Source organism: Elioraea rosea (assembly GCF_007644105.1).
Classification (GTDB): Bacteria; Pseudomonadota; Alphaproteobacteria; order Acetobacterales; family Acetobacteraceae; genus Elioraea_A; species Elioraea_A rosea.
Genome location: NZ_VFAC01000063.1, coordinates 1 through 13,906, shown reverse-complemented (window position 1 = coordinate 13,906; position 13,906 = coordinate 1). Strand labels below are relative to the sequence as shown.

The window sequence follows — 13,906 nt, the reverse complement described above, 5'->3', positions numbered from 1 at the left end:
ACAGCGTCTCGGCGATGGCGTGAGGCGCGACACGCACCGGCGCGGCAGGGGGCGCAGCGGCCGGCGCGGCAGCGGCGGGCCGCGCCTGCGCCTCGAGCGCCTCGATCATGTCGCGATTGACCGCGAGCAGCGGCTCGAGCGAGCGCGCATCGTCGATCAGGCAGCGGTTGCTCTCCCCCTGCGCCCAGAGCGAGAGCGAGGCAAGCCTGGCCTTCAGCTCCTCCGGCAGGGGGTTGGTGGGAAGCATCAGGTCGGAGAGCAAGATCGACCAGAGCTGGAAACTCTTGCGCAAGGCGACGGCGCGGGCGGGCACGTCATCTCCTGCGCCGGCGAGCAGGCCGTTGACGTAGCGGAACGCGCGGAGCTCGGTCTCGCGCGGCCCCTGCGTGGCGGCCATGGTGGCGGCGTAGCGGGAGATGCTCATGCTCGGGCCTCGTCGGTATCGCGGTGCGGTCTAGGCGGAGCGGGGTCGGGGAGCGCCCTCGCGGGCGCCCCCCTTATCCATCGGATCGATCAGCGGAACAGGCCGAGCAGCGACTGGCCCTGCTGGTTCGCGATCGAGAGCGACTGCACGGCGAGCTGCTGCTTCGTCTGCAGCGAGGTGAGCCGGGCGCTCTCCTCGGCGAGGTCGGCATCGACGAGGGCGCCGAGGCCTTCCTTCACGCTGTCCGTCAGCTGCTTGTTGAACTCCGACAGGCTCTCGAGCTGGCGGATCGAGGCGCCGAGCGTCGCGAGCGTCGAGCCGATCGTGTCGATCGCGCTGTCGACCGCGGCAATCGCCGTGTCGGTGCCGCCAACCTGCTGCGCGGTCGCGCCGGCAGCGATCGTGGTCGCCGCGACCGATGCCGCGACGTCGAGGCCGCCGGTGACGGTGACCGCCGTCTGGCCCTCGGTGCCGGCCTCGCCGGAACGGCCCAGCGACACGCCGAAGCCCTCGGCACGCATCGCATCCATCAGCTTCTGCAGGCCCACGGTCGGGCTCTCGGCAGCGGCGTCATAGACGACCGCCACGACCTTCACCTCTTCATTGCCGCCCGTCGCGGTCGTCGCCGTCGTGGGGTCGTCCTCGACCGGCGTCTGCGTCAGCGCCGTCGCACCGTCGACGAACTCGAAGATCACCTGGCGGCCATTGGCCTGGGTCAGGTTCACGAAGTCGCCGTTGGCGAAGGCCATCGTATCGTCGAAGGCGATCTCGAGGCCGGCCTGGTCCCAGGTCAGCCCATCGAGGCCGAGGCCCTGCGCCGAGCTGTTCGCGCCCGAGGTGGACTGCGTGTTGCCGAGGATGTCGGACACGACCGTCAGCGAGTTGTCGGACACGCCATAGGCGGCGTTGTCGGCCGGGTTCACCAGCAGGTTCACGCCATTGAACGTCGCGGTGCGCGTGAACGCGTTGATGTTGTTCAGGGCGTTCTCGATCTGCGCGTCGATCGTCGCCTTGTCGAGACCCTGCTGCTGGCCCTGCGTGACCGTCTGCTTCAGCGTGGCGAGCTCGTTCGAGATCTTCGTCGCGGCCGACTGCGCGACCTTCAGCGTGGCGGTGCCGAAGTTCAGGCTGTCCTTCACCGCGTCGAGGCCCTTGAGGTCCGCGCGCATGCCCTGCGAGATCGCGAACACGGCGGGGTCGTTGCTGGCCTGGTTGATCCGAAGGCCGCTCTCGATGCGGGCCTGGGTCTTGCCCATGTCGCTGTTGATCTGGCTGAGGCTGCGGATCGCAGCCATCGCTGTACCGTTGGTGTTGATCGACGTCATCGTCGTGAGGCTCCTTGCGTCGTCCGTTTCCGCCGCCCCGCCCACCCCGCATCCCGTTGGAGGGAGGGGCGACGATCGGCTGCGCAGTCTGCGCGTTCGGGGCTCTTGCAACCCCCGTGCCGTTCCGTTCTGTATGCGTGACGATTATGAATCCAGGGTTAACGCTGGAAAAACAACATGTTGCAGGGTTCCTGGCCGGCCACTCGGAGCGCGTGCGAGGACCGGGACGATCTTGCCCGGCAGAAATTTCCCTGAGGGTTGCCGACCGGCAATTCCTGCCGTGCGGCAGGTCCGTCGCGGTCAGAGATAGCGGGCGAGGTTCATGTCGCGCAGGTTGGCGATGAGCCGGTAGCTCATCTCGAGCTGCGTCTGCAGCATCTGCAGCCGCGCCGACACCTCTGCGATGTCGACGTCCTCGACGGCGCTCACCTGGTTCTTCAGCACCACCGTCACGTCGGCATGCCGTTCCTTGAGCGCTGCGAGACGCTGCTCGGACACGCCGAGCGCGCCGCGCTCCTCCTCCAGCGTCTTGTGCGCCGACTGGAGCGAGGAGGCGATGCCCGTCAGCAGCTCGTTGAACGCATCGCCCTGGATCGCCGTCTGGTCACGGTCGCGGATCGTCTCCGACAAAGAGCCGAGCATGGCGAGCCCGCGCATGATGTCGCGGATGAAGCTTCCGGTGCTCGGCGGATCGGTCCGTGAGGTCGCGGCGCCGTTCTCGTTGGCGCGGAGCCCGTAGGTGATCTTCTGCCCGTCATCGGCCATGAGCCAGGTGCGCGGCTCGCCCAGCCCCCCCGCGGGGGCGAGCGTCGAGAGGAAGGACGAGAAGGGCGAGGTGCCTGCGGCATTCGAGCCCGCGATGGGCAGCGTGTCTGCCAGCACCTGGCTCGCCGAGCGCGGAACGTCCGGCGTCAGCAGGTTCGCGTCATGGTCCCACGGCACGGCGAACTGCTGCACCGAGGCCTGGATCTGCGTGAAGAAGCCGGACTGGAGGATGGTGTTCGGGTTCGGCACAGGCGCGCGCGTGCTGTCCGAGCCACCGAACACGTATTCGTCGCCGGCCTGGGTGTTGAGAAGGACGGCCATCTCCTTCAGCGCCGCGCGCGCCTGCTCGGCGACGACCTCGACGGAGATCCGGCCCTGCGTCACGGCAGAGAGCGCATCGCTCGCGAGCTCGGAGGCAAGCTCGCCTATGCGCCCCAGCGCGGGCTGCATCACCTTGAGCCGTAGCTCGGCCATCCCGATCGCCTGGGTGTAGGTGTCGCGCCGCGACACCTCGGCGCGGAGCGAGATCGACACCGTGGCATTCGGCGCGAGCCCGCCATAGGTCTCCGCCACCCGCCCGGAGGAGGCCTGGCGCGTGAGCAGGTCGAGCCGGTCGCGCACGGCCAGCGCCGAGGTCAGGGTGCGGCCGATCGTGCCGTAGCTCGAGATCGTCTGGCTCATCCCGTCCTCCCCGCTCAGCGCACGCTGTTGAGAAGCGCGTCCCACACCGCCTGGACGGTGGTGAGCACGCGCGCGTTCGCCTGGTAGGCGTTCTGCAGCTGCACGAGCAGCGCCATCTCGGTGTCGAGGTTCACGCCGACGACATCGGCGTACCGGTTCGCGAGCAGGTCGCGCGTCGCGCGCTCGCTGTCGGCAGAGGCCTTTGCGGCGTTGTGCTCTGCCGTCTGCGTCGACACGAGCGCGGTCGCGTAGGCGCCGAGCGTCCTGGCAGACGGGATCGGCGAGGACAGCCTGCCGTTCGGCCCCATGCCCGTGGAGAGGAAGGCAGGGTCGTGCGGCCGGCCGCGGCCGATCTCGGTGCCGAAGGTGAACTCGATGACCCGCTCGAGCAGGCCGGTGAAGGCCTCCGGCCCGCCCGCCGGGTTCGGCGTGAACGGATCGCCGTAGGGCGGCTGCACCTCGCGCGTCGCGGGATAGTCGGGAATGCCGGCGGGAATCCCATGCGTGCCGTCGCGCACCAGGCGCGGCTCGCGCTGCACCAGCGCGAAGACGCGGATCTCGGAGGAGAAGCCGACATAGCGCGCCTGCGGCACCGCCCCGCCTTCCTGCGGCACGTTGCCCGAGGCATCCGTGAACAGGCGAAGCCCCTGCTGGTCGAAGCGGCGGGCAAGCTTCTGCGCGAACTCGTCGAGCTCGGCGGTGAAGCGGGGCAGCGTCTCGTCGCGCAGGCCGAGAAGCCCGCCAAGCTGGCCGCCGAGCTGCCCGCGCGTGATGTCGAAGGGCTGGTCGGGGCGCGAGGGGTCGATGAGGAAGATGCCCGGCGTCGAGCCGCCCTCGGAGTCGTAGAAGGCGGCGGGGCCGAGCTCGGCGCCCGAGGTGGAGAGCGCATCCGGGCGAAGCGGGATGGTGAGGCCGCCGCGCGTGAAGAGCTGCATCTCGCCGCTCTCCTTGAGCACGACGCGCACATCCATCATCGACGATAGCTTGCCGATGATCGCATCTCGCTTGTCCTCGATCTCGGCGGTGCCCTGCGCCTCGTTCTTCTGGCGAATGATCTCGCGGCTGAGCACGCCTGCCTCGCCGAGCAGCCGGTTCACCTCGTCGATGCCGGCAGAGAGCAGCTCCTGCGTGCGGTTCCGCGCAGAGGTGACCGCGCCTGCCATCTCGTTGATGCGTGCGGCAAGCGTCTCCGCCCCCTGCACGACCTCGACCTGGAGGCTCGCCGAGGTCGGGTCTGCCGCGAGCGATAGGAAGCTCTCCTGCAGCCTGCCCAGCAGCCCCGCGAGGCTCGACCCGTCCTCGACCCGGCCATGCAGGCTCTCGATCGGGGCGAGGATGGTCGCGCGGGTGTCGGCCGCGGCGAAGCTCGCCTCGCGCGTCCACACCGCGCGCTGCAGCGCGGCATCGGTGACGCGGACGGTCTGCTCGATGCCGACGCCGATGCCGATTCCGTCCGCGGCGACGGCGCGCGTCGGAAGCACCTTGCGCGTGTAGCCCTCGACCTCGGCATTGGCGACGTTGTTCGAGACCGTCCGGAGCTGCGCGGAGATCGCGCGCAGCCCCGAGGTCGAGATCCCGATCGCACCGTCGAGCGACACCTGCCCCTCCTATGCCCTGACCGGCCCGGTCAGCGCTTCATGTTCAGCGTGTCCTGCAGCATCTCGTCCGAGGCCGAGACGATGCGGGTGTTCGCCGTGTAAGCGCGCTGGGCGATGATCAGCTTCGAGAACTCCGAGGCCATGTCGACGTTCGAGCGCTCGATCGAGCCGACGACGAGCTTGCCCGCGCCGTCGCGCGTCGGGTCGAGGATGCGCGCCTCGCCGCTCTCGGTCGTGCGCATGAAGGCCTGGCCGTCGACGCGGTCGAGCTTGTCGGCCTCGTTGAAGGTCACGATCGGGATGCGGTTGATCACGCGGCTCTGGCCGTTGTCGTAGTTGATCACCACGTCGCCGCTCTCGCCGATGGTCAGCGACGAGAAGCTGCCCTGCGGCACGCCGTTCGCCTCGAAGCTGCGCACGGCATAGTCGGAGCCGGCGAACTGCGTCACGCCGTCGGCGAGGCCGAAGCTGCCGAGGAAGAGGCGGACGGTCTGCGCCCCCGAGCCGTAGTTCAGCTGCACATCGACATAGGCGCGGTCGCCCGTGAGCTGGTTCGCCGGAACCGTCGCCGTGCCGCCGGCGACCGAGGCGCCGGAGAGCGCGGTGATGGTGCCCGCGCGGGCGGGATCGTTCGCCGCGCCGAAGCTCACCTGGATGTGCGGCGGGATCGAGCCGTTGCCGGTGCGCGTACCGGTCGTCGCCTCGGCGAGGTTGCCGGCGACCTCGACATCGAGCGGGTTGCCGAGGCCGGGGACGACCTCGAACGTGCCGGCGCCGGTCAGCCGCGCGGGTCCGGGCGGGGTGGCGTTGAACTGCGCGATGAGCTGGTCGCGGATCGTCGCCTGTGTGTCGGCGCCGCCTGCCGTGTAGGTGTAGGTGGCACCGTTCACCGTCACCGCATAGGTGTTGCCTGGCACGGCCGCGCCGATGTCGATGTCGATGGAGGAACCGTTGAGCGTCGCGGTGACGTTTGTCGCGCCCGCGATGGTCGGGTTCGGCGCGCCGGCGACGACGGTCAACGTGTCGGCATCGACGACCGAGGCGGGGTTCGGGTTCAGCGCATTGTTGATCTGGCTGATCAGCTGGTCGCGCACGTCGGTGGCCGTGTCGGCGCCGCCTGCCGTGTAGCTGTAGTCGTTGCCGTTCAGCGTCACCGTATAGGCATTGCCTGGCGCGACGGCGCCGATCGTGACGTTGCTCTCGCCTCCGGCGACGTTCCAGCCTGGGATCGGCACGCCCTTCTTCGCCGTCAGCGTCAGGATCGAGCCCGAGACGGTGGCGATGGCGGGGCTCTCGCTGTCGGCGTTGATCAGCGCGGCGAGGCCGTTGACCACCGAGTTCATCGAGCCTTCGGTGCCGGTCGTCGTGTAGGTCCAGCTCTTGGCACCAGGATAGCCGCCGGTGATGCCGTCGAGGCTGATGGTGAACTCGTCGCCCACCTCGCCCACCGTGCCGGTGAACGTGAAGCTGTCGGTCTGGTACTGCGGCGCCGTGTTGGCCTGCACCGATGTGGCGGTCAGGTTCGCGGTGACGGCGAGCGAATAGGCCGTGCCCGTCGTCGTCGCGTTCAGGCGCAGCGTGTCGGCGGCCTGCGCGGTCGCATTCACGCCGAGCGTCGCCGCATCGGTGTTGATGCGGCTGATCAGCTGGTTGCGCACCGTCGTCGAGGTGTCGGTCGCGTTCGCGGTGTAGCTGATGACGATGCCGTTGATCGTCACCTGGAAGAACTGCCCGTTGGTGACCACCGCGGGGATCTCGATGTCGTCCTGCTGCTGCACGGGCTGGACGGTCGCCTGCACGTTGAAGCCGCTCATCGCCTGGTCGTCGAAGCCGGGGATGGAGGAACCGCCGCCGACGGGGTCGAGCGTCGAGCCGGGGGCGACGACGTCGAGGCGCCAGTTGTTGCTGCCAGCGCGGGTCCATTCGAGCTGCAGCGTCCGCTGCTCGCCGATCGCGTCGTAGATCGGCACGGAGGAGGAGAAGGTGTTGCGGCCCTCCGGCGGGTTCGCCGGCAGGTTGGCAAGCAGCGTCACCTCGCTCGTCGCAACCGGGTTGGAGACGAGCTGGCTGACCCGGATCGGCTCGACGGCCGTGCGGTCGACCTGGCCGGTCGTCGCATCGACGTCCCAGCCCTGGAGGTGGTAGCCGGCGCTGTTGACGAGGTAGCCGTTGCGGTCGAGCGCGAAGTCGCCGGCGCGGGTGTAGAACTGCCGCGGGTCGAAGGTCGGCAGCCCGTTCACCTCGCCGGACTGCGAGGCAACCGAGAAGAACCCCTGGCCAGCGACGGCGAGCGCCGTCTTGTTCTCGACCTGCTCGATCGTGCCCTGGATCGTGTGCGTGAAGTCCGGCCGCGCCGTCACGCTTCCGGGCGTGTGCAGGCGCTCGGAGGTCGAGGTGATGTAGCTCACGAAGCTCGTGTCGATTCGCTTGAAGCCGATGGTCTGGCTGTTCGCGACGTTGTCCGAGATGTGGCCGAGTGCCCGCGACTGGGCCGTCAGGCCGCCGATCGCGGTGGTCATCGAACCGAAGAGCGACATGGTCTGCCTCCGAGCGTCGGGCGGCACGCGCCGCCCTGGTGATCCTCGATCCGCCGTGCCGGCATGGCGCGGGCGGTGTCGGAGGAAGGGTGAGCAGGCGGCGTGCCAAGTGGGTGAAGCGAGGTCGGAGGCCGGTTTGCGGCCGATGCCTGCGATCGCAGGACGAGGCCTGCCCGGCAGGGGCTGCCCGGACCCGGCAGGGAGTGCCGGGTCCCGCGGGCGCGGACGAGGCTCAGGCGGCCTCGCCCTCGAGGCGCGGGAACAGCGCGCGGCAGCGGCGCAGCGCCTGGTAGTGGCGGCGGAGGGAAAGGAGCTCTGCGATGGCGGCGATGTCGTCGACCGCATCGGGCCGGGCACGGCGCATCGCAGCGAGGGCAGTGTGCACGTCCTGCTCGCTTCCCTGGTTCAGATAGGCGAGCTGGATCGCGAGATAGAGCGCTCGCTCCGGCCCCACAGCCTCCTCGGGACGGAGCATCTCCCGGCCGCGCAGGAACTGCGCCTCGTTGTGGAGGAAGATCGTTGCAGTCCGGTCGCCAGAGCCGATCACGGCGCCATTGACCACGAGCGTCTCGCCCGGCTTCAGAACGACCTTCAGCGGCATCCTGCCCACCCTCTTCGTTGCGTGCCCCGCTCGACGGCCACGATGGGACCGTTCCGGGGCGCGACGCGTCGTCCGGCCGGTCGGTCCGGCGCGGCTCTCGCGCGACAGCAGCAAGCGCCGTGCCGCAGCTTCGGGGCCGATCGCGCATGCGATGGGGCGCCTTTGCATGCGGGTGCGTGGGAGAGCCCGGCAATTCCTGCCGACCTGGGCAAATCCTGCCGGGAAGGAACTGCCGGAGCGCGGGCCCGTGGGGCCGCGGAGCGGGGGCGGGAAGAACTGCCGGGCGCGGCAGGAAGTGCCGGGCAGGAACGAGGCAGCCCGCCGGAGCAGAACCTCTATCTCGTTGAAAACGCGACGTATTCTGTCTGGCCCACGGGTTGCGGGAGCGCCTGCATGATCACCGCGACACCGGCCACGCCCTCTGCCGCCCTCTCCGCCCTGCTCGCGCCGGCCGAGGCGGAGAGCGATGCCCCAAGCTTTGCCGTGCTTCTCGGCGCCGCGCTGGCCGCGCCGTCGGATGGTGCTGTCGAAGGCGACGTCGCGGCACCCGCAGCGGTCGCGTTGGATGTCGTCACGCCCGATGATGCGGCCCTGGCCGAGCCCCTTCTCCCCTCACCGCTTCTGACCCTCGTCACGCTGGAGCAGGCCGAGCCCGTCGCGCCAGGCGATGCGGCATTGGCAGATGTGGTCGAAGCGGAACCAACCGAGGCCCCTGAGCCTGCGCTGCCCGAGCCGGCCCTTCCCGTCGCACAACCAGCCGTGCTGCCCGAGCTGGACGCCGCGCCGGCCACACCCGGCGAAACGACGATCGCCCAGGACGCTGCGCAGGCCGAGGCCGCCGCGCCGGAGCCAACCATACCGGCACCGACGCAAGCCCCGCAGCCCGTCGCAGCGGCGGCTACCGTGCCTCCTGCGGCGCCTCTCGCTGGCCTTGCAGCGCCGCAGCCTACCGGACCAACCGAGGGGCCCGCGCCCTCCGTCGCGCCCGGCCCAGCGCCGCTTGCCATGCCGGCACAAACAACCGCGCCGGAGACGACCCCCGCCTCCGCGCCGTCCGATGGGGCGCCAGAGGCCACGCCGATCACCGAGGCGACGGCTGCCCAGAACAGGCCGGCACTACCGGTCGCCGAGCGCCCCGCCCCAGCAGCACCTCCGGCCAGGATGGCGGCTGATGCAGCACAGGCGGCCGCCGCCCCTGGCCCCATTGCCGCAACCCTCGCTGCCGCGCAGGTCGCGTCGATGCCGCCCGCGCCGCGGAGCCAGGGTGCGACGCGGCTCGGCCCGATCTCCACCGACGGCGTGGCGACGCTGAATGCCGCTGCGCCGATCGCTACGTCGCCGATGCCGGGGCAAGCCGAGGCCGCTGCACCGCCCGCGGGCCCGGCGGCACAGTCCGAAACCGAAGCGACCGTCCAGGCGCTACGCCAGCCGGCGGAGGCACCCTCCGCTGCACCGGATCCGCTCGAGCCCGAGACCGTGCCGGAGTCCGAACCCGGCGCCCCGGCCCGCTCGGGCGAAGCGGCGCAGCCCGCCTCGCGCGGCGCGCCACCCCCCGCCCCGCAAAGCACGGCGGCCCAGCCCCAGCTCCAGCCGTCGGGAACGCCGCTCGCCGCCGGCCTCAGCCAGCCGCTCTTCGCCGGCCAGATGCAGGCGATGGCAGGCAGCGCCCTGCGTGCACCCCCGCCGACGCCGGCGCAGCAGATCATGCCTGTGCTCGTCACCCTCGCCGGGCAGCCGGGAGACGGCACGGTCACCGTCACGCTTGACCCGGTCGAGCTCGGCCGCGTCGAGATCTCGGTCCGCTCCGACGGCGAGGCGCAGGCCCGCGTCCAGGTACTGGCCGAGCGGCCGGAGACCCTGCTGCTGCTGATGCGCGACCAGGCAGCGCTCGACCGCGCGCTGAGCCAGGCTGGCGTCGGGCCGGAAGGCCGCTCGCTCAGCTTCGACCTTGCCGCCGACGGCGGCGGCCGCGAGGGCGGCCGCCCCGAAGGCGAGGCGGGTGGCGAGCGCCAGGCCGCGAAGGGGCGCGCACCCGCCCAAGCCGCCCAGGCTGCGGAGCAACCACGCCGCCGGGTGCCGACAAGCGCCCTCGACATCGCCGTCTGACCAGAGAGGCAGGAACAGAAGCCATGACCACCATCGCCAACACCCTTTCGACGGCTGACCGCGCCGGCGTCGCGCAGACGGCGAGCAACCGCATCGCCAACAACTTCCAGGACTTCCTGAAGCTTTTGACCACCCAGCTTCAGAACCAGGACCCGACCGCGCCGCTGGACACCAACCAGTTCACCCAGCAGCTCGTGCAGTTCGCCCAGGTCGAGCAGCAGCTCGCCACGAACAGCAACCTCGAAAGCCTGATCAACCTGCAGAAAACCGCGCAGCTCACCGCGCTCACCCCGCTTCTCGGCCGGACGGTGGAGATCGACGGCACAAGCCTGCCCCTGCAGGAGGGCGAGGCGGCCGGCACCTACAGCTTCACGGCCCCCGTCACCGAGAGCGCGATCACCATCACCAATGCCGCAGGCCGCGTCGTGCGCACCGCCGCGGGCGAGACGGGCGCGGGCACGCACGGCTTCTACTGGGATGGCAAGGACAACGACGGCAAAACCCTGCCCGAAGGCGTCTACACCATCGCCGTGACCGGCCAGACCGGCTCGAGCACCGTCCAGGCCGCCACCACCGTCTACGGCCGCGTCACCGGGTCTGAGCGCGGCACGGACGGGGCGATCAAGCTTCGCCTCGGCGACCTGACGATCGACAGTGACAAGATCAAGAGCGTCGTGCCGGACTGACGCACGGAAGGGCAGTTCGGATCGGCGCCTCCGGGGCGGCAGAATCTGCCGGGGCGTTAACCACCGCGTAACGGCTTGCACGCCACTGTCTCGACCGCGGCAGGACGCCGCGCCGCTGAAGCTAGGGCGGATGGAAAGGGTCGGGCTGTGAACGGGCTGCTGCAGGGACTGCGCACGCTGGGGCCAACGCGGATCGCCGCGCTCGGAGTTGTCGCCGTAGGCCTCATCGGCCTCATTCTCTTCCTCGCGATCCGGGCCGGCCAGCCGCCGATGGCCCTGCTCTACGCCGACCTCGACACGCGCGACAGCGCTGCGGTGGTCCAAAGCCTCGAGCGCCAGCGCATCCCCTACCGGCTCGAGGGCAATGGCGGGCGGATCATGGTGCCGGTCGAGCAGGTCGCCCGCATCCGCCTGACGCTCGCCTCCGAGGGCCTGCCCACGGGCGGGTCGGTCGGCTACGAGATCTTCGACCGGTCCGACAGCCTGACCGCCTCGAGCTTCCAGCAGGGCATCAACCAGGTGCGCGCGCTCGAGGGCGAGCTTGCGCGCACCATCCGCCAGCTCCAGGGCGTGCGCGGGGTGCGGGTGCATCTCGTCCTGCCGCGGCGCGAGCCCTTCGCGCGCCAGCAGGCCGAGGCACAGGCCTCCATCGTTCTCACCATGGCAGGCGCGCAGCGGCTCGACCGCGAGCAGGTGCAGGCGATCGTGCATCTCGCCGCAGCCGCGGTGCAGGGGCTGAAGCCGCAGAACATCTCGGTTGTCGACAGCCGCGGCTCGCTGCTGGCGCGGGGCGGCCAGGCGGTGAACGGCCTCGGCGTCGCGCTGAACGCGGACGAGGTGCGCCGCGCCCATGAGCTGCGCCTCGCCCGCGCCGTCGAGGAGCTTCTCGAGCGCACGCTCGGGGTCGGCAAGGTGCGCGTCGAGGCAACCGTCGAGATGGATTTCGACCGCATCACCGAAAGCCGCGAGAGCTTCGACCCCGACCAGCAGGTCGCCCGCTCGACCTCCTCGGTCAACGAGCAGTCGCGCGGACAGGACCGCCAGCAGAACGTCACCGTCGGGAACAACCTGCCAAACCCAGAGGCGCAGCAGGGCGGGTCCTCGAACGAGGAGAGCCGCACCGAGGAAGTGACGAACTTCGAGATCGGCCGCACGCTTCGCCAGGTGGTGCGCGACGCGCCGCAGGTGCGCCGGCAGTCGATCGCGGTTCTGGTCGACGGCACGATGGCGCGCCCGGCAGAGGGTGGCGCAGCGGCCTGGGCTGCGCGCACGCCGGAGGAGATCGCGCAGATCACCACGCTCGTCCGTGGCGCGATCGGCTTCGACGAGGCGCGTGGCGACAAGGTCGAGGTGGTAAACCTCCGCTTCGCCGAGCCCGATGCCGGAGCCTCCGTGGAGGAAACGCTGTTCGGCCTTCCGATCGGCAAGGTCGAGGTGGTGCGCATCGTCGAGACCGCCGTGTTCGGCGTCATCGCCCTGCTCGCCCTGCTTCTGGTGGTGCGCCCGCTCGCCGGCCGCGTGCTCGAACGTGTCGGCCCCGCCAACGGCGACGTGCTTGCCGGGCTTCCCGGAACGGCTGGGCTGCCTGCCCTCTCCGGCCCCGCCGCTGCGGCCGCCGCCGCGGCGCTCGCCAGCCCAGGCGGCCAGGCGATGCTCGCCGGCCCCGATGGCGGCATGGGCGGGGAGGACGATGCGATGATCAATATCGGCCAGGTGGAGGGCCAGATGCGTGCCTCCTCGCTCCGCCGCGTCGCCGAGCTCGCCGAGAAGCACCCGGAAGAAGCGTTGAGCGTGATCCGCAGTTGGATGACGCAGGAGAGCTGAGGCACAGATGGCACGCGCGCGCGAAGACTACCGCAGCCTCACCGGGCCGCAGAAGGCGGCGATCCTGATGCTCTCGCTGGGCGAGGAAGCGGCGGGGCGGCTGTTCGCGATGATGCACGAGGACGAGATCAAGGAGATCTCTTCGGCGATGGCGACCCTCGGCGTCGTCTCCGCCAACGTCGTCGAGCGTCTCTGCGTCGAGTTCGCCGACCAGATTAGCTCCACCGGAAATCTCCGCGGCAGCTTCGAGAGCGCCGAGCGGCTGCTCTCCAAGAGCCTGCCGAAGGACCGGGTGGCGCAGATCATGGAGGAGATCCGCGGCCCCGCGGGGCGGACGATGTGGGACAAGCTCGGCAACGTGAACGAGCAGGTGCTCGCGAACTACCTCAAGAACGAATACCCCCAGACCGTCGCGCTTGTGCTCTCGCGCGTGCGCGCCGACCACGCCGCACGCGTCCTGCAGATCCTGCCCGAGAGCTTCGCCCTCGAGGTGGTGATGCGCATGCTCCGCATGGAGAGCGTGCAGAAGGACGTGCTCGAGGGCGTCGAGCGCACGCTGCGCATGGAGTTCATGTCGAACCTCGCGCGCACCCAGCGCCGCGACGCGCACGAGATGATGGCCGACATCTTCAACAGCCTCGACCGGGCGGCCGAGAGCCGCTTCCTCTCCGCGCTCGAGGAGCGCAACCGCGAGGCGGCGGAGCGGATCAAGGGCCTCATGTTCACCTTCGAGGACCTCACCCGCGTCGACGGCCAGGGCATCCAGGTGCTCATGCGGGCGGTGGAGAAGGAGAAGCTCGCGCTCGCGCTCAAGGGCGCCTCGGAATCGATCCGCGACCTGTTCTTCAAGAACCTCTCGGAGCGCGCGGGCAAGATGCTCAAGGAAGACATCGCCGGCCTCGGCCCGGTGCGCCTGAAGGATGTCGAGGAAGCGCAGGCAGCGATCGTCGCCGCAGCGAAGGACCTCGCAGGTGCCGGCCAGATCCAGATCAGCGACGGCCGCCAGGAAGAGCTGGTGTACTGAGATGTCGACGCCACGTCCCCTCGCCCTCTCCGCGCTCGCCCAGCGCACGATCGAGCGCCCGCCGTCGCGACGCTTCCTATTCGACGACGACTTCACCTCGCCGGAGGAGCGGGCCCGTGTGCGCGCCAAGAGCGCCCCGATCATTCCCGAGCCGGAAGTGATCGTGCCGAGCTTCTCCGCCGAGGAGCTCGCGGAGGCACGGGCCGAAGGACTGGCCGAGGGGCGCGCGGCCGCGCAGGCGGAGGCCCGGGCGGCCACAGAGGCGCGCCTTGCCGCCGCTCTCGAGGCGATCGCGGCGCGGCTCGTCGAGGCGCGTCGCGAGGCGCAGCTCGCCG

11 protein-coding genes are annotated in these 13,906 nt (G+C 70.4%); 5 read left to right on the top strand and 6 right to left on the bottom strand.

From position 1 onward, the window contains the following. The 6 genes from FIF60_RS20590 to FIF60_RS20565 all read right to left on the bottom strand — a co-directional run. A partial coding sequence (locus tag FIF60_RS20590; protein ID WP_144300170.1) for a flagellar biosynthesis regulator FlaF occupies window positions 1-424 on the bottom strand: 424 nt, incomplete at its 3' end. Between the two features lie 89 nt (window positions 425-513). Next, entirely contained in the window at window positions 514-1,749 is a 1,236-nt protein-coding gene (locus FIF60_RS20585; protein ID WP_144300169.1) for a flagellin, read from the bottom strand. A 300-nt stretch (window positions 1,750-2,049) separates the two neighbouring features. Further along, window positions 2,050-3,195: a flagellin gene (locus tag FIF60_RS20580; RefSeq protein WP_144300168.1), complete on the bottom strand. Its 1,146-nt coding sequence runs from the start codon at window positions 3,193-3,195 to the stop codon at window positions 2,050-2,052. Window positions 3,196-3,209: 14 nt separating this feature from the next. Further along, window positions 3,210-4,793 carry a flagellar hook-associated protein FlgK gene (flgK, locus tag FIF60_RS20575; protein WP_144300167.1) on the bottom strand — a complete coding sequence of 528 codons (1,584 nt, stop codon included), beginning with the start codon at window positions 4,791-4,793 and terminating at the stop codon, window positions 3,210-3,212. Between the two features lie 29 nt (window positions 4,794-4,822). After that, window positions 4,823-7,330 carry a flagellar hook-basal body complex protein gene (locus tag FIF60_RS20570; RefSeq protein ID WP_158639327.1) on the bottom strand — a complete coding sequence of 836 codons (2,508 nt, stop codon included), beginning with the start codon at window positions 7,328-7,330 and terminating at the stop codon, window positions 4,823-4,825. A 232-nt stretch (window positions 7,331-7,562) separates the two neighbouring features. Further along, window positions 7,563-7,931: a flagellar biosynthesis repressor FlbT gene (locus tag FIF60_RS20565; RefSeq protein ID WP_158639326.1), complete on the bottom strand. Its 369-nt coding sequence runs from the start codon at window positions 7,929-7,931 to the stop codon at window positions 7,563-7,565. A 393-nt stretch (window positions 7,932-8,324) separates the two neighbouring features. On the opposite strand from FIF60_RS20565, the gene FIF60_RS20560 reads away from it, so the two are divergent. From FIF60_RS20560 to FIF60_RS20540, 5 genes are all read left to right on the top strand, one after another. Continuing rightward, the gene (locus FIF60_RS20560) at window positions 8,325-10,037 is read left to right on the top strand and encodes a flagellar hook-length control protein FliK (RefSeq protein WP_144300164.1); all 1,713 of its coding nucleotides are present in this window, start codon (window positions 8,325-8,327) and stop codon (window positions 10,035-10,037) included. 23 nt (window positions 10,038-10,060) lie between these two features. Continuing rightward, window positions 10,061-10,723 (top strand): flagellar hook assembly protein FlgD, encoded by a 663-nt coding sequence (locus FIF60_RS20555; RefSeq protein ID WP_144300163.1) that lies wholly within the window; start codon window positions 10,061-10,063, stop codon window positions 10,721-10,723. 147 nt (window positions 10,724-10,870) lie between these two features. After that, the gene (gene fliF / locus FIF60_RS20550; protein ID WP_144300162.1) at window positions 10,871-12,547 is read left to right on the top strand and encodes a flagellar basal-body MS-ring/collar protein FliF; all 1,677 of its coding nucleotides are present in this window, start codon (window positions 10,871-10,873) and stop codon (window positions 12,545-12,547) included. Window positions 12,548-12,554: 7 nt separating this feature from the next. Continuing rightward, window positions 12,555-13,571, top strand: a complete 1,017-nt coding sequence (gene fliG, locus FIF60_RS20545; RefSeq protein ID WP_144300161.1) for a flagellar motor switch protein FliG — start codon at window positions 12,555-12,557, stop codon at window positions 13,569-13,571. 1 nt (window position 13,572) lies between these two features. After that, window positions 13,573-13,906 (top strand): hypothetical protein (locus FIF60_RS20540; protein WP_204251269.1); only part of this gene is annotated, 334 nt, incomplete at its 3' end.